19 protein-coding genes are annotated in these 17,402 nt (G+C 73.9%); 11 read left to right on the top strand and 8 right to left on the bottom strand.

What is annotated here, in order from left to right; translation table 11 throughout:
• Nucleotides 1-38: 38 nt before the first annotated feature.
• On the top strand, nt 39-1,664 hold the full coding sequence (locus AB2U05_RS03115) for an FAD-dependent oxidoreductase (RefSeq protein WP_369182338.1): 1,626 nt from the start codon (nt 39-41) through the stop codon (nt 1,662-1,664).
• 74 nt (nt 1,665-1,738) lie between these two features.
• On the opposite strand, the gene AB2U05_RS03110 is transcribed toward AB2U05_RS03115, so the two are convergent.
• Nucleotides 1,739-3,397 carry an APC family permease gene (locus AB2U05_RS03110; protein WP_045693272.1) on the bottom strand — a complete coding sequence of 553 codons (1,659 nt, stop codon included), beginning with the start codon at nt 3,395-3,397 and terminating at the stop codon, nt 1,739-1,741.
• Between the two features lie 369 nt (nt 3,398-3,766).
• Between AB2U05_RS03110 and AB2U05_RS03105 the strand changes: the two genes are divergently transcribed.
• Nucleotides 3,767-4,018: a hypothetical protein gene (locus AB2U05_RS03105; RefSeq protein ID WP_045693271.1), complete on the top strand. Its 252-nt coding sequence runs from the start codon at nt 3,767-3,769 to the stop codon at nt 4,016-4,018.
• Between the two features lie 7 nt (nt 4,019-4,025).
• Here the strand turns inward: AB2U05_RS03105 and AB2U05_RS03100 are convergent, their stop codons facing one another.
• Together AB2U05_RS03100 and AB2U05_RS03095 are read right to left on the bottom strand one after the other, a co-directional pair.
• Nucleotides 4,026-4,343: a hypothetical protein gene (locus tag AB2U05_RS03100; RefSeq protein ID WP_045693270.1), complete on the bottom strand. Its 318-nt coding sequence runs from the start codon at nt 4,341-4,343 to the stop codon at nt 4,026-4,028.
• The gene (locus AB2U05_RS03095) at nt 4,340-4,651 is read right to left on the bottom strand and encodes an SAV_915 family protein (protein WP_045693269.1); all 312 of its coding nucleotides are present in this window, start codon (nt 4,649-4,651) and stop codon (nt 4,340-4,342) included. Before AB2U05_RS03095 ends, AB2U05_RS03100 begins: the two co-directional genes overlap by 4 nt.
• 240 nt (nt 4,652-4,891) lie before the next feature.
• Between AB2U05_RS03095 and AB2U05_RS03090 the strand changes: the two genes are divergently transcribed.
• From AB2U05_RS03090 to AB2U05_RS03080, 3 genes are all read left to right on the top strand, one after another.
• Nucleotides 4,892-5,293, top strand: a complete 402-nt coding sequence (locus tag AB2U05_RS03090; protein WP_045693268.1) for a helix-turn-helix domain-containing protein — start codon at nt 4,892-4,894, stop codon at nt 5,291-5,293.
• An 11-nt stretch (nt 5,294-5,304) separates the two neighbouring features.
• Nucleotides 5,305-5,664 carry a DUF4180 domain-containing protein gene (locus AB2U05_RS03085; protein WP_369182337.1) on the top strand — a complete coding sequence of 120 codons (360 nt, stop codon included), beginning with the start codon at nt 5,305-5,307 and terminating at the stop codon, nt 5,662-5,664.
• 167 nt (nt 5,665-5,831) lie between these two features.
• Nucleotides 5,832-8,054 (top strand): NADP-dependent isocitrate dehydrogenase, encoded by a 2,223-nt coding sequence (locus tag AB2U05_RS03080; protein ID WP_369182336.1) that lies wholly within the window; start codon nt 5,832-5,834, stop codon nt 8,052-8,054.
• Nucleotides 8,055-8,128: 74 nt separating this feature from the next.
• Here AB2U05_RS03080 and AB2U05_RS03075 read toward each other — a convergent pair whose 3' ends face one another.
• The 3 genes from AB2U05_RS03075 to AB2U05_RS03065 form a co-directional block, all read right to left on the bottom strand.
• Nucleotides 8,129-8,851, bottom strand: a complete 723-nt coding sequence (locus tag AB2U05_RS03075) for a hypothetical protein (RefSeq protein ID WP_369182335.1) — start codon at nt 8,849-8,851, stop codon at nt 8,129-8,131.
• Between the two features lie 84 nt (nt 8,852-8,935).
• Nucleotides 8,936-9,574: a YdcF family protein gene (locus AB2U05_RS03070; protein ID WP_369182334.1), complete on the bottom strand. Its 639-nt coding sequence runs from the start codon at nt 9,572-9,574 to the stop codon at nt 8,936-8,938.
• Nucleotides 9,575-9,650: 76 nt separating this feature from the next.
• On the bottom strand, nt 9,651-10,634 hold the full coding sequence (locus AB2U05_RS03065; RefSeq protein WP_045693264.1) for a cytochrome c oxidase assembly protein: 984 nt from the start codon (nt 10,632-10,634) through the stop codon (nt 9,651-9,653).
• Nucleotides 10,635-10,896: 262 nt separating this feature from the next.
• On the opposite strand from AB2U05_RS03065, the gene AB2U05_RS03060 reads away from it, so the two are divergent.
• A complete protein-coding gene (locus AB2U05_RS03060) occupies nt 10,897-11,637 on the top strand; it encodes a 3-oxoacyl-ACP reductase family protein (RefSeq protein WP_045693263.1) in 741 nt (246 codons plus the stop codon).
• Nucleotides 11,638-11,709: 72 nt separating this feature from the next.
• On the opposite strand, the gene AB2U05_RS03055 is transcribed toward AB2U05_RS03060, so the two are convergent.
• Complete coding sequence (locus tag AB2U05_RS03055) at nt 11,710-12,759, bottom strand: mechanosensitive ion channel family protein (RefSeq protein WP_045693332.1); 1,050 nt, start codon at nt 12,757-12,759, stop codon at nt 11,710-11,712.
• A gap of 321 nt (nt 12,760-13,080) precedes the next feature.
• Between AB2U05_RS03055 and AB2U05_RS03050 the strand changes: the two genes are divergently transcribed.
• The 5 genes from AB2U05_RS03050 to AB2U05_RS03030 all read left to right on the top strand — a co-directional run bounded on the left by AB2U05_RS03050 (nt 13,081) and on the right by AB2U05_RS03030 (nt 16,268).
• Nucleotides 13,081-13,452 carry a PRC-barrel domain-containing protein gene (locus tag AB2U05_RS03050; RefSeq protein WP_045693262.1) on the top strand — a complete coding sequence of 124 codons (372 nt, stop codon included), beginning with the start codon at nt 13,081-13,083 and terminating at the stop codon, nt 13,450-13,452.
• A 117-nt stretch (nt 13,453-13,569) separates the two neighbouring features.
• Nucleotides 13,570-13,965, top strand: a complete 396-nt coding sequence (locus tag AB2U05_RS03045) for an SsgA family sporulation/cell division regulator (protein WP_045693261.1) — start codon at nt 13,570-13,572, stop codon at nt 13,963-13,965.
• 227 nt (nt 13,966-14,192) lie between these two features.
• Nucleotides 14,193-15,116: a SigB/SigF/SigG family RNA polymerase sigma factor gene (locus AB2U05_RS03040; protein ID WP_369182333.1), complete on the top strand. Its 924-nt coding sequence runs from the start codon at nt 14,193-14,195 to the stop codon at nt 15,114-15,116.
• Nucleotides 15,117-15,247: 131 nt separating this feature from the next.
• Nucleotides 15,248-15,643, top strand: a complete 396-nt coding sequence (locus AB2U05_RS03035; RefSeq protein ID WP_369182331.1) for an STAS domain-containing protein — start codon at nt 15,248-15,250, stop codon at nt 15,641-15,643.
• A gap of 127 nt (nt 15,644-15,770) precedes the next feature.
• The gene (locus AB2U05_RS03030) at nt 15,771-16,268 is read left to right on the top strand and encodes an ATP-binding protein (RefSeq protein ID WP_369182330.1); all 498 of its coding nucleotides are present in this window, start codon (nt 15,771-15,773) and stop codon (nt 16,266-16,268) included.
• A 5-nt stretch (nt 16,269-16,273) separates the two neighbouring features.
• On the opposite strand, the gene AB2U05_RS03025 is transcribed toward AB2U05_RS03030, so the two are convergent.
• Nucleotides 16,274-17,311, bottom strand: coding sequence for a YihY/virulence factor BrkB family protein (locus AB2U05_RS03025; protein WP_369182329.1), 1,038 nt, complete (start codon nt 17,309-17,311; stop codon nt 16,274-16,276).
• Nucleotides 17,312-17,402 lie beyond the last annotated feature (91 nt).

Genomic DNA, 17,402 nt, shown 5'->3' with positions numbered 1-17,402 from the left:
GCCGCGCCGCGGAATCCCCCTACAGGGCGGAGCAATTGATGAATCCGAAGGTCGACGACCGGGTGCCGGTCCTGATCGTGGGCGGCTCGCTGGTCGGGCTGTCCGCCTCGCTGTTCCTCGGGCGGCTGGGCGTCAGGCACCTGCTGGTCGAGAAGCACGCCGACACCTCGCACCACCCGCGCGGCCGGGGCAACAACGTCCGCACCATGGAGCTCTACCGGACGGCCGGGATCGAACCCGCGATCCGCGCGGCGGCCTCGGTGCTGGCCCGCAACCACGGCATCCTGCAGGCGCCCTCGCTGACCGGCGAGGAGCAGGAGTGGCTGTTCCGGGAGATCGACCCGGGCGGGCGGCTGGCCCGGTTCAGCCCCACCGCCTGGTGCCTGTGCAGCCAGAACGACCTGGAGCCGGTGCTGCTGCAGGCGGCCCGCGACCTGGGCGGGGACGTCCGCTTCGGCACCGAGCTGGTCTCCTTCGAGCAGGACGCGGACGGCGTCACCTCACTGCTGCGCAGCCGGGAGAGCGGCGAGGAGCGGGTGGTGCGCTCCGAGTACCTGGTCGCGGCGGACGGCCCGCGCAGCCCGGCCCGCGAGCGCCTGGGCATCGGGCAGAGCGGCAAGGGCGAGCTGTTCCACAACGTCAGCATCACCTTCCGCGCCAAGCGGCTGGCCGAGGTGGTCGGCGACCGGCACTTCATCGCCTGCTACCTGACCAACCCGGAGGCGGACGGCGCGCTGCTGCCGGTGGACAACCAGGAGGAGTGGGTCTTCCACGCGCCCTGGCACCCGGAGCACGGCGAGCCGCTGGAGGCCTTCACCGACGAGCGCTGCGAGCGGCACATCCGCACCGCGGTCGGCCTGCCGGAGCTGGACGTGGAGGTGACCGGCCGGGCGCCCTGGCACGCGGCCGAGCGGGTCGCCGAGCGGTACGGCGTCGGGCGGGTCTTCCTGGCCGGGGACGCGGCGCACGAGATGTCCCCGACCGGCGCGTTCGGCTCCAACACCGGCATCCAGGACGCCCACAACCTGGCCTGGAAGCTGGCCGCCGTGCTGTGCGGCTGGGCCGGCCCGGGCCTGCTGGAGACGTACGGGCAGGAGCGGCTGCCGGTCGCCCGGGTGACCGGCGAGCGCGCGTCGGCCCGCTCGGCCGAGCACAGCCACCCGGGCTACGCGGTGGTGCCGGGGGTGGGCCGGCAGGCCGGGGTGCTGGCGGTGGCGCTCGGCTACCGCTACCCGGTCGGCGCGGTGGCCGGCACCGACCCGGCGGGGCCGGTCGTCCCGGACGCCTTCGAGTCGGCGGGCGAGCCGGGCAGCCGGGCCCCGCACCAGTGGCTCCTGCGGGCCGGCGTGCGGCTGTCCACGCTGGACCTGTACGAGCAGGCGATGGTGCTGCTCACCGGGCCGGGCGGCGCCGACTGGCAGCAGGGCGCCCGGCGGGCCGCCGACCGGCTGGCCGTCCCGCTGGACGCCTACCGGATCGGCTCCGGCGCCGACGACGACCTGGCACCCGAGCCGGGCGCCGACTTCGCCGAGCTGCACGGCCTCGGCCCGCAGGGCGCCGTGCTGGTGCGCCCGGACGGCTTCGTCGCCTGGCGCTCGCCCGGCCCGGCGCGGGACGCGGAGGCCGAGGTGGCGGCGGCGCTGCGGACGGTGCTGAGCCTGTAGGGCCGGCATGCGCGGACGGGCCCGCCGGTCGTGATGACCGGCGGGCCCGTCCGCGTGTCAGGCATCGGTGATGATCAGTGTCCGCCCGCGTCGACCACCTCCACGTCGGCGATCTCGCGCTCGATCTCCTCGGCCGGCAGGGCGACCTGGATCGCCCAGTAGTAGATGGCGAGGGAGAACACGACCACGATGCCCATGTCGGCCCACAGCGGGATCCGGCCGGCGCCGTTGCCGAAGCCGCCCTGCCAGGAGATCAGGCCGAGGCCCAGCAGGTAGACCGGCAGCCACTGGGCGGCCTTCCAGTTCAGCCGCGGCGCGTTCGGCAGGCGCTTGATGATCGCGTACGCGGCGTAGCTGCCGAGCAGGCCGTAGCCGAGGGCGATCGCGATGCCCAGGCGGAGCAGGGTGTCCCAGCCGGCCCAGTAGATGATCAGGCTGGCGACCGCGAAGGCGACCGGGGAGATCAGCCCGCCCAGCGGCAGCCGGTAGGAGCGCTCGCGGTCCGGCAGGCGGCGGCGCAGCGCGCCGAAGGCCAGCGGGGCGCCGGCGTACATCAGCACGCTGGCGGAGGTGATGAAGTTGACCAGCTGCTGCCAGCTCGGGAAGGGCAGGAAGCAGACCACGCCGGTGACGAAGGAGAGGATCAGGCCGACCCACGGCACGCCGTTCTTGTCCAGCTGCTCGAACTTCTGCGGCGCGTAGCCGTTGCGGCTCAGGCCGTAGGAGATGCGCGAGGTGGAGGTGGTGTAGATCAGGCCGGTGCCGCCGGGGGAGATCACCGCGTCGACCTTGAGCACGTAGTACAGCCAGCCGAGGCCGACCAGGGTGGCCAGACCGGCGAAGGGGCCGTCGATGCCGGGGAAGTCGAGCTTGTCCCAGCCGTTGGCGAAGGCGGTGACCGGCAGCGCGCCGATGAAGACGACCTGCAGCAGGGTGTAGATCACCGTGCCGATGGCGACGGAGCCGAGCACGGCCCGGGGGATGTCGCGCTTGGGGTTGCGGCTCTCACCGGCGATCTGGATGGCCTGCTCGAAGCCGAGCAGGGCGAAGATGATGCCGCTGGTGCTGATCGCGGCGAGGACGCCCTTGGCGCCGAACGGGGCGAAGCCGTGCGAGGTGAAGTTGGAGCCGTGGAAGCTGGTGATCGCCAGCATGAAGATCGTGAGCAGAGGAACGAAGATCTTCAGCCAGGTGGCGATGCTGTTGGTCCGGGCGAGGACCTTCACGCCGAGGAAATTGACCGCGACGAACACGGCCATCAGCAGGGTTGCGGCGATGAATCCGCTGGTGGTGAGGGTTTTGTCGGCGTTCTGCAGACCGCCGAACCCGGGTACGTCCTTGGCGTACCCGATCATGGCCTCGACCTCGATCGGCGCCACGGTGGCCGCCTGGAGCCAGGAGAACCAGCCGAAGGACATGCCCGCCAGGCCGCCGAAGGCGTAGTGCGGGTAGCGGGCGGTGCCGCCGGCGACCGGGAAGAGCCCGCCGAGCTCGGCGTGGACGAGCGCGAGCAGCACGATCGCGACGGCGCCGATGCCCCAGGAGATGACGGCTGCGGGCCCGGCTGCGGTGACGGCGCTCTTGGCGCCGAAGAGCCAGCCGGAGCCGATGATCGAGCCGACCGAGGCCCACATGAGGCCGACGAGGCCGACGTGGCGCTTGAGCGACCGGTGGGTGGTCGCGCCGGTGCCGGTGCTCTGGCCGGGCGGCGAGATCTGGTTGAGGGAAGCCATGGGCGATCTCTCTGTGTGTGGGGGCTCCGGGGTGGGCGGAGCTCGGAGAGTTGCCACACAGTAGGGCTATTCATAGGCCTCTGCACAGATTCCATTGCTGAATGTTTACTTTCTTTTCCCGACATTCTCCCAGGTAGGGGGCACCCCGCTTTCCGGGTTATTACGTGACCGACCAGTAGGTTCAGCATTTGAGCGGCAATTGAGCTTCGGTCGCCGGTCGGGCACCATTGGTGCCTGCTCCGGTTCATGGGAATGGCGGCGACCGCATAGCGATGCGGCGCGGCCGGTCCGGGCGCGGCCGCCGGCCGGTCCACCCGGGCGGGCGCGCTGTGGTCGCCGGTGCCGCGCGGCCGTGCTGTCCTGGGCCGCATGACCACAACGCTGCGCGCCCGGGCGGCCCTCGCGGCCGCCGTCACCGCCGTCATAGCCCTCGCCGCCGCGACCCCGGCCGCGGCGGCGCCGGACCGCCTCCGCGACGTCACCGCCGAACAGTGCCGGGCCGCCGGCGGGCAGGTGCAGGGCAGCGGCTACTGCGTGGGCGGGGAGGGGGAGGACGCCTGGGGCCAGCCGATCGACGGGCAGGGCGTCAACCCGAACCCCCGCCCCGGCTACGAGGACTGATCCCTCGTCAGTTCACCGGGCGCAGCGTCACCGGCCCCGGGGTGAGGGTGCGCAGCACCAGGTCGATCCGGACGCTGGCCGCGCCCGCGCGGTGCAGCGCCGCCGCCACCGCCCGTAACTCCGCCGGCCCGGTGCAGGCCAGGCGCAGCTCCAGGTCGGCGTCCCCGGCGAGCGCCAGGCCGCCGCGGACGGCCGGGAACTCCGCCGCCAGCCGGTCGAAGTCCAGCGGGAGCGGCCCGTAGCTGACCCGGGCGACGGCGTGCAGCGGCCGGGCCGGCTCGGGCTCCGGCTCCCGGCCGCCCGGGACCAGGTGGAGGGCGGTCACCGGGCCTGCAGCTGCGCGGCCGGTCCGGCGGGGGCGAGCGGGGCGGGCGGCGCCGCCGCGACGGGCGGGGCGACCAGGCGCGGGTCCAGCACCAGGGTGTCCACGCCGAGCGGCGCGGTCAGGTCGCGCAGCGCGGGCTCGGCGAGCTCGGTGTACGGCTGGTCCGGGCCGAGCAGGGCGGCCAGGGCCTCGGGGGTGGAGAAGCCGACCGCGCAGCGGCGACCGTCGCGCAGGCGGAACAGGCGGAGGGCGGAGGTGCTTCCGGTGCCGGAGGCGGTGACCGGAACGTGCCAGAGGACGCGGGCCATGCGAGTGCTCCCGAGTGGGGTGGTGGTGCCTGTCGGAACTGCTTCCGAGTCGACGCTAGGCCTGCCCGGGCCGGCCGTCGCCGGTCCTGACGCAGCGTTGACCTGATGGGGTGATGTGTTGACGCACTCCTGACGCCGGGGGTCCCTCGAATGGACTACACCACTCCTTATCCTTCCCTAAACGCACCTACTGAGTGCTATCTTGTGTGCGGATAGGGAAGCCTTGGAGGGTGGCCGCAGGTGGCGCAGTACTACTCGGTGGAACAGGTGGCCGAACTCCTCGGCCTGCACGTGCGCACCGTCCGGGGCTACATCCGCGACGGGCGGCTCGCCGCCACCCGGATCGGCAAGCAGTACCGGATCGCCCAGGTCGACCTGGAGGCGCTCACCGGCGCCCCGGTCGCCCCCGCCCGGCGGCGCGCCGAGGTGTCCGCCGTCGTCCGGATCGAGGACGTCGACCGCGCCGAGGCCGACCGGCTCAGCACCGCCGTCCTCGCCGCCGTCGCCGGCCCGCGCGACGGCGGCCGCCCGCTGCACGTCGAAGCCGTCCACGACCCGCAGGGCCGCACGCTGCGGCTGATCCTCCTCGGCGACCCGGCCGACACCGCCGCACTGCTCGCCATCGTCCACACCTTCAGCTGAGGAAGAACGTGATGACCGACGTGACCGACCGCCCGACCGTCCTGCGGCTGCCCGCCGAGGGCGCGCCGATCCGCACCGAGCAGGACGCCATGGACGTCATCGGCGACGCCTTCGGCCACGGCGCCACCTGGGTCGTCGCCCCCGTCGCCCGGCTGCACCCGGACTTCTTCGCGCTGCGCACCCGCGTCGCCGGCGGCATCGTGCAGAAGTTCGTCAACTACCGCGTCGGCCTGGTCGTGCTCGGCGACATCGCCGAGCAGATCGCCGCCTCCGACGCCCTGCGCGACTTCGTCCGGGAGAGCAACCGCGGCCGGCAGCTCTGGTTCCTCGCCGACGAGGAGGAGTTGGCGGCCCGGCTGACCTCGGTCTGAGCCCGCCCGGCTTGCCGCGGCGGGCGCCCCGGGGGACGGTGGAGCCGGCCGTGCTCGCGCCCCCCCGGGGCGCCCGGCGCGCGCTCCGGGGCGGGGGGAGGTGGAGCGAGAGGCCCGGGACGAGATATCTTGACGTCAAGACGTTGGAGACGTGAAGCGGAGTACCGATGACTGACTCGACCATCATCTATACGCACACCGACGAGGCTCCGGCCCTGGCGACCTACTCGTTCCTGCCGGTGGTCCAGGCGTACGCCAAGACGGCGGGCGTGCGGGTGGAGACCCGTGACATCTCCCTGGCCGGGCGCATCATCGCCAGCTTCCCGGAGCGTCTGACCGAGGCCCAGCGGATCGGCGACGCCCTCGCCGAGCTGGGCGAGCTGGCCAAGACCCCGGCCGCCAACATCATCAAGCTGCCGAACATCTCGGCCTCCGTGCCGCAGCTGAAGGCCGCCATCGCCGAGCTGCAGGCCCAGGGCTACGACCTGCCGGACTACCCGGACGCCCCGCAGAGCGACGAGGAGAAGGACGCCCGCGCCCGCTACGACAAGGTCAAGGGCAGCGCCGTCAACCCCGTCCTGCGCGAGGGCAACTCCGACCGCCGCGCGCCGCTGTCGGTCAAGAACTACGCCAAGACCCACCCGCACCGGATGGGCGCCTGGACGGCCGACTCCAAGACCAACGTCGCCACCATGGCCGACAACGACTTCGCGAGCACCGAGAAGTCCACCGTGATCGGCGCCGACGGCGCCCTGCGCATCGAGCTGGTCGGCCAGGACGGCACCACCACCGTGCTGCGCGAGAGCGTCCCGGTGCTGGCCGGCGAGGTCGTCGACGCCTCCGTGATGCGCGCCGCCGCCCTGAACGAGTTCCTGGCCGCGCAGGTCGCCCGCGCCAAGGCCGAGGGCGTGCTGTTCTCGGTGCACCTCAAGGCCACCATGATGAAGGTCTCCGACCCGATCATCTTCGGCCACGTCGTGCGCGCCTTCTTCCCGAAGACCTTCGCCCAGTACGGCGAGGTGCTCGTCGCCGCCGGCCTGAACCCGAACAACGGCCTCGGCGGCATCCTGGCCGGCCTCGACAACGTGCCGCACCTGGGCGCCGAGATCAAGGCCTCCTTCGAGGCCGAGCTGGCCGAGGGCCCGGCCCTCGCCATGGTCGACTCCGACAAGGGCATCACCAACCTGCACGTGCCGAGCGACGTCATCGTCGACGCCTCGATGCCGGCCATGATCCGCACCTCCGGCCACATGTGGGGCCCGGACGGCAAGGAGGCCGACACCCTGGCCGTCCTCCCGGACCACAGCTACGCGGGCGTGTACCAGGCCGTCATCGACGACTGCCGCGCCAACGGCGCCCTGGACCCGGCCACCATCGGCTCGGTGCCGAACGTCGGCCTGATGGCCCAGGCGGCCGAGGAGTACGGCTCCCACGACAAGACCTTCGAGATCCCGGCCGCCGGCACCGTCCGCCTGGTCGACGCCGAGGGCAACGTCGTCCTGGAACAGGCCGTCCAGCCCGGCGACATCTTCCGCGCCTGCCAGACCAAGGACGCGCCGATCCAGGACTGGGTCAAGCTGGCCGTCACCCGCGCCCGCGCCACCGGCGACCCGGCCGTCTTCTGGCTGGACCCGCAGCGCGCCCACGACGCCGTGCTGATCGAGAAGGTCGAGCGGTACCTGCCGGAGCACGACACCACCGGCCTGCAGATCGAGATCAAGTCCCCGGTCGAGGCCACCACGTTCTCGCTGGAGCGCATCCGCCGCGGTGAGAACACCATCTCGGTCACCGGCAACGTGCTGCGCGACTACCTGACCGACCTGTTCCCGATCCTGGAGCTGGGCACCAGCGCCAAGATGCTGTCGGTCGTCCCGCTGATGGCGGGCGGCGGCCTGTTCGAGACCGGCGCCGGCGGCTCCGCCCCGAAGCACGTCCAGCAGCTCGTCAAGGAGAACTACCTGCGCTGGGACAGCCTGGGCGAGTTCTTCGCGCTGGCCGCCAGCTTCGAGCACCTGGCCACCACCGCGGGCAACGCCCGCGCCAAGGTGCTGGCCGACACCCTGGACCGCGCCACCGGCACCTTCCTCAACGAGGACAAGTCGCCGAGCCGCCGCCTCGGTGGCATCGACAACCGCGGCAGCCACTTCTACCTGGCCATGTACTGGGCCCAGGAGCTGGCCGAGCAGACCGAGGACGCCGAGCTGGCCCAGGCCTTCGCCGGCCTCGCCGAGGCGCTGACCGGCCAGGAGCAGGCCATCGTGGACGAGCTCATCGCCGTCCAGGGCTCGCCGGTCGACCTCGGCGGCTACTACCAGCCGGACCCGGCCAAGGCCGCCGCCGTGATGCGCCCGTCCAAGACCTTCAACGAGGCGCTCGCCAACCTCGGCTGAAACCGGTCGAGTTGAGCTGACACAGGCCCCGGGTCCGATGGCGGACCCGGGGCCTGCGGCATGTTCAGGCGTGGTCAGGCGTCGGCCTTCGGGCGGCGGCCGAGCAGGCCGTACTCGAGGAGCATCCACGGGTGCACGATCCAGGACGGCACGGCGACGATCAGGCAGCCGAGGGCGAGCAGGAGGCACAGGCCGATCCTGATCGGGTGGTGCTCGGCCACCTCGCCGGTCTTGCCGTCCGCCCACACCTGCTCCCGGTAGCCGTCCGGGTGGTCGCCGTTCGGGGAGCGGCGGACCTGCTCCCAGTCCCGGCCGGCCGCCGTCCAGCGGTAGGTGCAGCTGTAGAGGTCGTCCGAGCCGATCGTGCCCCGGTCCGTGTCGATCGGCTGCGAGCCGGAGACGTAGCAGCCGCTCAGCGTGGCCGTCACCGCCTGGCTGGTGCGCCTCCACTCCCGGATGTCGCTGGTCGCGGACGCCACCGCGCCGACGCCGACCAGCGTCGGCAGGAGCAGGAACACCACGACGACCCCCACGGCGTCGGCCAGGACGTCCCGCCGCCGGAACGGCACGGCGGCCACGCCGCAGGCCAGCACGGCCGCCCCCAGGGCCAAGGCGTAGGCGGACCGCACCCCCCGGTCGTCGGCCAGCCACTGCCAGACGGCCAGCCCGCCCACCACCGTGGCGACCACGGTCGCCACCAGGGCCACCGGCACGCAGGCCCGCTGCAGCGTGCTCCACTCGCCCCGGGTCCGGTCCGTCGCTCCGCCAGTTGGTCCGCCAGTCGGTCGGTACGTCACAGAGCCCCCCTCCGCGCTCGGTTCCGTTCTCAAACTAACGCAGCGGCGCGAGGCGATCCAGAGGTTCGTGCGGCGGCCGCGGGATCAGGCCAGTGCCAGCAGCACCCCGCCGCCGGCCAGCAGCACGAGCGCGGCGCCGTTGGCCCGGGGCCAGGCCAGCGCGGTGCCCACCGCCTCGCGCAGCAGCGCGTACGGGCCGTGCGCGAGCAGGCCGTCCGCGCCGAGCACCCGGCCGGGGGCGCCGGCCCGGCGGGCGGCGAGGGCGGAGCGGACGGCGTGGAAGCCGCTGGTGACCACCGTGCAGCGGTAGCCGGGCCGCTCGGCGGCCATCAGGGCGGCGCTGAAGCGCAGGTTCTCGGCGGTGTTCACGGCCCGCTCCTCGCGCCGCACGCGCCCGGCCGGGACGCCGCGGGCGATCAGGTAGCGGGCCATCGCGGCCGCCTCGGTGCACTCCTCGTGCGGGCCCTTCCCGCCGGTCACCAGCAGCAGCGGCGCGTGCCCGGCGGCCTCCTCGGCGGCTAGGCGTTCCAGCGCGGCGTCCAGCCGGGCCGCCAGCGCCGGGCCGGGCTCGCAGCCGTCCAGCGCCGCGCCCAGCACCACCAGGTAGTCGGCGCCCTCCGGCAGCGCCCGGCGCCGCTGGCGCAGCGCGCAGCCGAGGAAGCCGAGCAGCCAGAGCAGGACGTAGCCGGTGAGCAGGAGGGCGGGCAGGAGCAGGACGTGCATGTCTGGTCGAACGCGTACGACAGGACCCCCGTTCCTGGGGCGGAACGGGGGTCCTGCGGGGTGGGCCGGGCGGGGCTCAGCCCGCGTCGGCCGCCGGGGCGGCCGGGGCCGGGCGCTGGCCGCGCTTGTCGAGCGAGGCCAGGTAGGCGTTGTACGCCTCCAGCTCGGCGTCGCCGCTGCGGTCCTCGGCCCGGTCGCGCCGCCGGGCCTGCCGCTGCTCGGAGCCCATCCACTGGTACACCAGGGCGACCAGCACGATCGCGGTCGGGATCTCGCCGAAGGCCCAGGTGATCCCGCCGGCCAGCTTCTGGTCCTCCAGCAGGTTCGTCCCGGGCGGCGCGCCGTCCACCGTGAAGGTGGTCACCAGCGGGTGGCTGGCCATCATCACGGCGACGCCGAAGAACGCGTGGAACGGCATCCCCATGAACAGCTCGATGATCCGCATCACGTGGCCGGGCCGGTGCGGGCCCGGGTCCACGCCCATGATCGGCCAGAAGAACGCCAGGCCGGTGGCCAGGAAGTGCACCATCATGAAGATGTGCCCGGCGCGGTACTGCATCAGGAAGTCGAAGATCGGGGTGAAGTAGACCCCGTACAGGCTCGCGATGAACAGCGGGATGGTGAACGCGGGGTGCGAGACCACCCGGACGTACCGGCTGTGCAGCAGCGCCACCAGCAGCTCGCGCGGGCCGCGCGGACGCCCCTTGCCGGCCGGGCGCAGCGCGCGCAGCGACAGCGTGATCGGCGCGCCGAGCAGCAGCAGGATCGGCGTCAGCATGGACAGCACCATGTGCTGGATCATGTGCGCGCTGAACAGCACCATCCCGTAGTCGTTCAGCCCGGTGCAGGTGACCAGCAGCATCGAGCCGACGCCCGCCGCCCAGGCGACCACCCGGCCGACCGGCCACTTGTCGCCGCGCCGGTACAGCCGGACGGCGGCGGCCAGGTAGAGGCCGAGGGCGACCAGCCCGCCGAGCAGGAAGACCCAGTCGGGGGACCACGTCCAGACGTTGTCGAAGGTGAACGGGCCTAGCCGGGTCATCCCGCCGTGGTGGTGCATGCCTGACATTCCGTCGCCCATCGGCGGGTCCTGCTTTCCGTCCTCGTGGCCCCACGGATGGGTCCGGTTCGCCCGTTTTGCTTGGCCTACAGCCTAGGCGGGCCTTACCCCGGCCGGTGCCCCCACCCCCTCCGTACGGGTTCCCGGGGGCGGGGCCGGGGCCGCCCGGCCGGCCGCGCGGAAAAGCGCTTGAACCTGACACCGGTGTCAACTCCTACCGTGAATGAGCCGCGGACGCGGCATCCACGAAGGGGGAAGAGCGATGAGCGAGCTGACCGGCAAGGTGGCCCTGGTGACCGGCGGCAGCCGGGGGATCGGCGCCGCGGTGGCGAAGCGGCTGGCGGCCGAGGGCGCGGCGGTGGCGCTGACCTACGTACGGGCCGAGGAGCAGGCCCGCGCGGTGGTCAAGGAGATCGAGGCGGCCGGCGGCCGGGCCGTCGCCGTCCGGGCCGACCTCGCCGAGGCGGGGGCCGCGGAGCGGGCGGTGGAGACGGCCGTGCGGGAGCTGGGCCGGCTCGACATCCTGGTGAACAACGCCGGCTTCCTCACCTACGGCCCGCTGGCCGAGGTGACCGTCGAGGAGCTGGACCGGGTGCTCGCCGTCGACATCCGCTCGGTGTTCCTCGCGGCCCAGGCCGCCGCCCGGCACCTGGGCGAGGGCGGGCGGATCATCAGCATCGGGTCCTGCTTCAACGGGCGCGTCCCCGGCGCGAACTTCGTGCTGCAGGCGACCGCCAAGACCGCCCTCACCGGGCTGACCAAGGGCCTGGCCCGGGAGCTCGGCCCGCGCGGGATCACCGCCACCATCGTCGACCCGGGCCCGATCGACACCGACATGAACCCGGCCGACGGCGACTCCGCGGACTTCCAGCGCTCGCTCACCGCGCTGGGGACGTACGGGCAGGCCGAGGACATCGCGGCCGCCGTGGCCTTCCTGGCCGGCCCCGGCGGCCGCTACGTCACCGGCACCGCCCTCGCCGTGGACGGCGGCTACACCGCCTGAGGCCCGACCCCCGCCCCGGCGAGACCAGGAGTCCGCCGGGGCGGGGGTCCCGTCGTGTCCGCCCCCGGGCGGTCACCGGCTCCCGGGATGGTCACCGGGCGGCCGGGGCCCCGGATCGACGGCGACCCGGGGGAGCGCCTCGGGGTGGTGCGCGCAGATGTGGCTGACCAGGTGCTCGCGCAGCTCGCAGCGGAGCGAGAACGCGTCGGCGGCATCGGCGGCGGTGGCCAGCAGCCGGACCACGATCGTGCTGGGGGTGGTGTCGACGACCTGCAGGGCGCTGCCCTGGCCGTCCCAGAGCGGGTGGTCGGCCAGGAACGCCTCGAACTCCTTGCGCAGCAGCGGGACGGGGGCCCGGTGGTCGAGGTGGAGGAACGCGGTGCCGGTGATCCGGCTGGAGCGGCGGGACCAGTTCTCGAAGGGGCGGCTCGCGAAGTAGGACATCGGCATGACCAGGCGCCGCTGGTCCCAGGTGGCGATCACCACCGCGGTGAGGGTGATCTCCTCGACGGTGCCCCACTCGCCGGAGACCACGACGACGTCGCCGATCCGGACGAGGTCGCCGAACGCCAGCTGCACCCCGGCGAACAGGTTGGCGAGGACGCTCTGCGCGGCGATGCCCGCGACCACGCCGACCAGGCCCGCCGAGGCGATCAGGCTGGTGCCGATGCCGCGTACGGACGGGAAGGTCAGGAGCATCGCCCCGAGCGCGACGATCGCGATGACCGCCTGGCAGATCCGGCCGAGCAGGCCGGCCTGGGTGCGGGCGCGTCCGGCGGAGGACGGGTCGCGGCGGTGGACGGCGAGCCGGACGGCGCCCTCCACGACGAGCCCGACGACCCGGGCGCCGACCCACCCGCCGGAGGCGATCGCCAGCAGGACCAGGGCGTGGTGCAGCCGGTCCCGGGTCTGCGGCGAACCGCCGACCCAGGGCTGCGCGGCGAGCGCCAGCGAGGCGGCGACCAGGGCGAGCAGCGGGCGCCGGCAGCCGTGCAGCAGGTCCGGCGTCCCGTTGCCGGGCCGCCGGGCGGCGAGCCTGCCGACCAGCCGTTCGGCGACCCGGTCCAGCACGCAGGTGGTCAGCGCCACCCCCACGCCGGCCAGGAGCAATCGGATCAGCATCCACCACACGTTCGTTCTCCTTCCTCGGCCCCGGCAGCCGGGCCGGTCCCGGGTCCGCCGTTTTCCCGTTCGGCGGGATCCATGCCTGCCGGGCGCATGCCTGGCCGGGATCGGGGCAGTCGGGCCCCGCGGGCCGTCCGGCGGGGCGGCCCGCGCCGGCGGTCGCGGCCGCGGCCCGGTAGCGGTCGACGGCCGCGGCCCCCGGTGACGGCCGGCGGTTCGGTGGCATGAACCCCGGGATCGGGGGCAGCCGCAGCCGACACCCGGCCCGGGGGCGGGGCCCCGGGCCGGGTGCACGGCAACGGAGGGAAGGAGACGATCGTGAACGAGCGCGTCAACATCTGGGAGTTCCGGGACACCGCCGGGCACACCGCGGGCACCGACCTCATCGGCTTCCACGTCGAGGCCATCGACGGGCCGGTCGGCCGGATCGACAAGCTGTCCGAGGAGGTCGGCGCCCGGTACCTGGTGGTCGACACCGGCCCGTGGTTCCTCGGGCGGCGGGTGCTGCTGCCCGCGTACACCGTCATCCGGATCGAGATCGGCGAGCAGAAGGTGTACGTCGACCGCTCGAAGGACGACATCAAGAGGGGCCCCGGGCTCGGCGAGGACGGGTCGAACGACGTGACGGCCGACCTGCGCGACCGCTACGGGCTCTACTACGACCCGTTCTACGGTGGCCGGATCTTCTGAGCCCGCCGGGCCCGCCGCGAACCGCGCCGCACCGGGCGGCCGCGATCGCGCCGCGCCCGCGGACGGACTTCGGACGGACTTCGGACGAACCTCGGAAGACTTCGGAAGGGGAACCGCATGCACGCGCTGACCACGCCGATCACCATGCGACTGATCACCGGCGAACGCCACACCCGGGACCTGGACGTCGCCTGGTCCTACCGGCCCGACGACCCCTGTGTGATCAGCCTCGACTTCCGCGGCTCCGGCTCGGACGCGGTGTGGGAGCTCTCGCGCGACCTGCTCGCGGCGGGCGTGCGCACGCCCGCCGGCGAGGGGGACGTCCACGTCTCGCCGTTCGACGGGACCAGGACGCTGATCGCGCTCGGCGGGGTCGAGGGCGTGGCGCTGCTCGCCGTCCGGACCGAGGAGCTCGACCGGTTCCTGGCCGCCACGGACGAGCTGGTGCCCGCCGGGTCGGAACACAGCCGGATCGACTGGGACCACGACCTCGCACGACTCCTGGCGGGCTGACCCGCGCCGGTCGGCGGGACTGGCCCGGCCAGCGCGGGCGGGACGGCGGTCGTCCCGCCCGCGCCGCCGTGCGGCGGGCCGGGAACGGCGCTGCGGGGCGGGCCGGCGCAGGCCGGCGCAGGCCGGGGCCGGTGCGGACTTCACGGAACCTTCACCACGGTCGGTCGCATCCATCCGCCGACCGGGGGTACCCGGAGTCCCGTCGTGTCGTCAGGGAAAGGACTCGCATGCCCACGCCCACCGGTGAACTGCTCGCCCCCGCGGCCGTCCCCGGCGGAAGGCCCGCGGACCCGGTCTCCGCGGACCCGGTCTCTGCGGAGCCACGCCCGGCGGACCCGCTCCCCGCGGAGCTGACCGGGGACGCGGACCCGAAGGACATCGCGCCCGCCGAAGCGCGGGAACTCACCCGGGTCCTGCTCCGACGCCTCGCCGCGCTGGAGGAGGGCACGCGGGAGTACTCGTACGTCCGCACCACCCTGGTGGAGATGAACCTCTCCCTCGTCCGGTACGCGATCCGCCACTTCACCGCGCACCGCGAGCCGAGGGAGGACCTGCTCCAGGCCGGTGCGGTCGGCCTGATCAAGGCCATCGACCGCTTCGACCCGGACCTCGGCGTGGAGTTCACCACCTTCGCCATGCCGACGGTCCTCGGCGAGATGCGGCGCCACTTCCGCGACACCACCTGGGCCGTCCACGTGCCCCGCCGCCTCCAGGAGCTGCGCATCGCGCTGGCCAGGGCCCAGGACCGGCTGTCGCAGGACCTCGACCGGGCCCCCACGGTGGCCGAACTCGCCGAGGACCTCGCCGTCTCCGTCGACGAGGTGATCGAGGGGCTGACCGCCGCCAACGGGCACACCGCGGGCTCCCTGGACCTCGGCGGCGCGGAGGGCGACGACGGCCCCGGCTCGCTGGGCGACCGCCTCGGACAGGAGGACCGGGACCTCGCCCGGGTGGAGGACCTGGTGGCGCTCAAGCCGCTCGTCGCCGCGCTGCCGGAGCGGGACCGGCTCATCCTGTCGCTGCGCTTCTGCGAGGACCTGACCCAGTCCCAGATCGGCGAGCGCCTCGGCCTGTCCCAGATGCACGTCTCGCGGCTGCTGAGCCGCACGCTGCGGCGGCTGCGGGAGGGGCTCGAACCCGAGGACACCTGAGGGGGCGCGCCGTCACCCACCCGGCGGACCCGCCCGCCCCGCCGGTCCGCCCGATTCCGTCCGGCCGAACCGTTCCGCCGAGGGGCCCGGGCTGCGTATGGTCGGAAGGCACGGACACGGAGGGGGCGACGATGACGCCATCGGACGACGACCTGGGGGACACCGCCCTGGTGACGCCCGCACCCGGGAGCGGCCTGACGGTGACCACCCGCGTCACCGGGACCGGCGCGGCGGTCTGCGCGCTGGTGGGCGACCTCGACGTCGAGACCCTGGCCCCGGCCGCGGCGACGCTCACCGAGCTGGTCGCACGGCGGCCCCCCACGCTGGTCATCGACCTGCGCGGAGTCGCCTTCTGCGACTCCTCCGGGCTGAACCTCCTGCTCAAGACCCGCATCGCGGCGGAGCAGGAGGGTACGGAGCTGCGCCTCGCGGCGGTGGCACCCACCGTGATGCGGGTGCTCGAACTGACCGGCGCCCACGTGGTGTTCGCCCTCCGCGAGTCGGTCGAGGCGGCCTTGGCGGGCTGAGCGGCGGGGTGGCCGACCGCCCCGCCCGGCTGCCGTCCGCCGAGGGCGGACCGGGGGCAGGCATAATCCCGGAGCCGCCGGGAAACCGAGCTGCGAAAGCGTCGTCGATCCGAAAGGGTGCCCTCAGATGACGATGAGCCGGGGAGCCCTGGACGGCGACCCGCACCAGACCGGCCCGGTGCTGCCCGCCGGCGGCCAGCGGCGCCGGCTGCCCCTCGCGGGGCTCCCCAAGCCGGTCGCCCTGGCCAGGGCCCACGCCGCCCGGGCGTTCGCCGACTGGTGCGAGCCCTTCCTGCGGCCGGGCACCGGTGAGGGCATCGCCGAGGACGTCGTCCTGGTCGTCGCCGAACTCGTGGGCAACGCCATGCTGCACGGCGGCGGCCCCCGGGAGCTGGTCCTCGACCTCACCCCGGGCCGGCTGCGGATCGAGGTCAGCGACCGCACCGCGGACCTGCCCGCCCTCCGCGAACCGCACCACCCCGCCCTGCCCGGCGGCCACGGCCTGTTCATCGTGCAGCGGATCGCCGACCGCTGGGGCGCGGAGCCGAACGGCCCGGGCAAGACGGTCTGGGCCGAGTTCGACGCCGCGCGGCTCCGGGACGGAATGGCCGGCCAGGCCGGCTAGGCCGGCTAGGGAGCCCGGGGGCGGTCGGCCTCGGCGCCGCTGCCGTCGTCGCCGTCCTCCTCCTCCGCTTCCTTCCCCTCCGCTTCCTTCTCCTTCCCGAAGCGCACCTCGACGCGCTGCTCCGGGCGGCGCTCCTCCTGGCGGGCGACGGAGGACAGGACCTCCTCGTCCGCCGCCGTGAGCGGCGGCTGCAGCAGACTTCGGGGCCACAGCCGCCGGGCCAGCACGACGTTGGCCTCCGCCGCGTACACGGTGATCTGCGCGGCCAGGTAGAGCCAGGAGAGCAGGCCGATCACCGTCGCGAAGAAGCCGTAGACCTGGGTGGCGTGCCGCAGTTCGTGCGTCACCAGCAGCGAACCGAAGGCCTGGAGCGCGGTGAACAGCGGTCCGGCGACGAGGCATCCGGGCCACAGCGCGCGGGTGGTGACCTCGCGCGGCGTCAGCACCCGGAAGCAGAGCAGGCACAGCGCGGTGTTCAGCAGCGCCGAGACCAGCAGGCCGCCGACCCGGGCGGGCACCCCGCCCAGCGCCGTACCGACCAGCGAGGCGGCGGCGGTGCCCAGCACCAGACCGCCGCCCAGGACCACGAGCAGCAGCAGGCCCCGCCCCAACCGCGGCCAGTAGCCCGGCCGTTGGACCCCCGGCACGTTCCATACCTCGGCCATCGCGTGCTGCAGCACCTGCGTGATGCCGAGCGCCCCGTACAGCAGGCCGAACCCGCCGATGGCCAGGGCCAGACCGCTGCCCTGGAGCGAGTGGACGTTCTGGCGCAACTGGTCGCCGATGATCGGGAAGTCGGCGAGCGCGGAGTTCAGCACGGACCGCTGCGCCCCGGGGTGGCCGTGCAGGACGAAGCCGAGGACGGTGCTGAGCAGGAGCAGCAGCGGGATCAGGGCGACGAAGCCGTAGTAGGTGATCAGGGCGGCGAGCAGGCCGCCCCGGTCGTCCCCGTACTTGCGCACGACGCCGACGACCACGGCGGGCGCGCGGTGGCGCTGCTGGAGGCCGTCCACCGCGCGCAGTCCGCGTTCGATCGGGTTCATGCCCCGGCGTCTGCCCGAACCGCGGCGGCCGACACCCGGGCGCTCGCGGGGTTTGGTACGGCCCGGAAGCGGTAGACGCGGTACGTGGGCA

The sequence above is a fragment of the Streptomyces sp. Y1 genome (genome assembly GCF_041053115.1).
GTDB classification, from domain to species: Bacteria; Actinomycetota; Actinomycetes; order Streptomycetales; family Streptomycetaceae; genus Kitasatospora; species Kitasatospora rubellomurina.
Note: the sequence above shows the minus strand (reverse complement) of the source record. Positions and strands in the feature narration are given on the sequence as shown.

Excerpts from the sequence above, each read along its gene's own strand:
- AB2U05_RS03030 (WP_369182330.1), top strand. The coding sequence starts at position 15,771 with ATGACGATGAGCCGGGGAGCCCTGGACGGCGACCCGCACCAGACCGGC.
- AB2U05_RS03025 (WP_369182329.1), bottom strand. The coding sequence starts at position 17,311 with ATGAACCCGATCGAACGCGGACTGCGCGCGGTGGACGGCCTCCAGCAG.
- AB2U05_RS03055 (WP_045693332.1), bottom strand. The coding sequence starts at position 12,759 with ATGCTGATCCGATTGCTCCTGGCCGGCGTGGGGGTGGCGCTGACCACC.
- AB2U05_RS03065 (WP_045693264.1), bottom strand. The coding sequence starts at position 10,634 with ATGCACCACCACGGCGGGATGACCCGGCTAGGCCCGTTCACCTTCGAC.
- AB2U05_RS03070 (WP_369182334.1), bottom strand. The coding sequence starts at position 9,574 with ATGCACGTCCTGCTCCTGCCCGCCCTCCTGCTCACCGGCTACGTCCTG.
- AB2U05_RS03085 (WP_369182337.1), top strand. The coding sequence starts at position 5,305 with ATGACCGACGTGACCGACCGCCCGACCGTCCTGCGGCTGCCCGCCGAG.
- AB2U05_RS03110 (WP_045693272.1), bottom strand. The coding sequence starts at position 3,397 with ATGGCTTCCCTCAACCAGATCTCGCCGCCCGGCCAGAGCACCGGCACC.
- AB2U05_RS03080 (WP_369182336.1), top strand. The coding sequence starts at position 5,832 with ATGACTGACTCGACCATCATCTATACGCACACCGACGAGGCTCCGGCC.
- AB2U05_RS03035 (WP_369182331.1), top strand. The coding sequence starts at position 15,248 with ATGACGCCATCGGACGACGACCTGGGGGACACCGCCCTGGTGACGCCC.
- AB2U05_RS03115 (WP_369182338.1), top strand. The coding sequence starts at position 39 with ATGAATCCGAAGGTCGACGACCGGGTGCCGGTCCTGATCGTGGGCGGC.
- AB2U05_RS03095 (WP_045693269.1), bottom strand. The coding sequence starts at position 4,651 with ATGGCCCGCGTCCTCTGGCACGTTCCGGTCACCGCCTCCGGCACCGGA.
- AB2U05_RS03060 (WP_045693263.1), top strand. The coding sequence starts at position 10,897 with ATGAGCGAGCTGACCGGCAAGGTGGCCCTGGTGACCGGCGGCAGCCGG.
- AB2U05_RS03040 (WP_369182333.1), top strand. The coding sequence starts at position 14,193 with ATGCCCACGCCCACCGGTGAACTGCTCGCCCCCGCGGCCGTCCCCGGC.
- AB2U05_RS03045 (WP_045693261.1), top strand. The coding sequence starts at position 13,570 with ATGCACGCGCTGACCACGCCGATCACCATGCGACTGATCACCGGCGAA.
- AB2U05_RS03105 (WP_045693271.1), top strand. The coding sequence starts at position 3,767 with ATGACCACAACGCTGCGCGCCCGGGCGGCCCTCGCGGCCGCCGTCACC.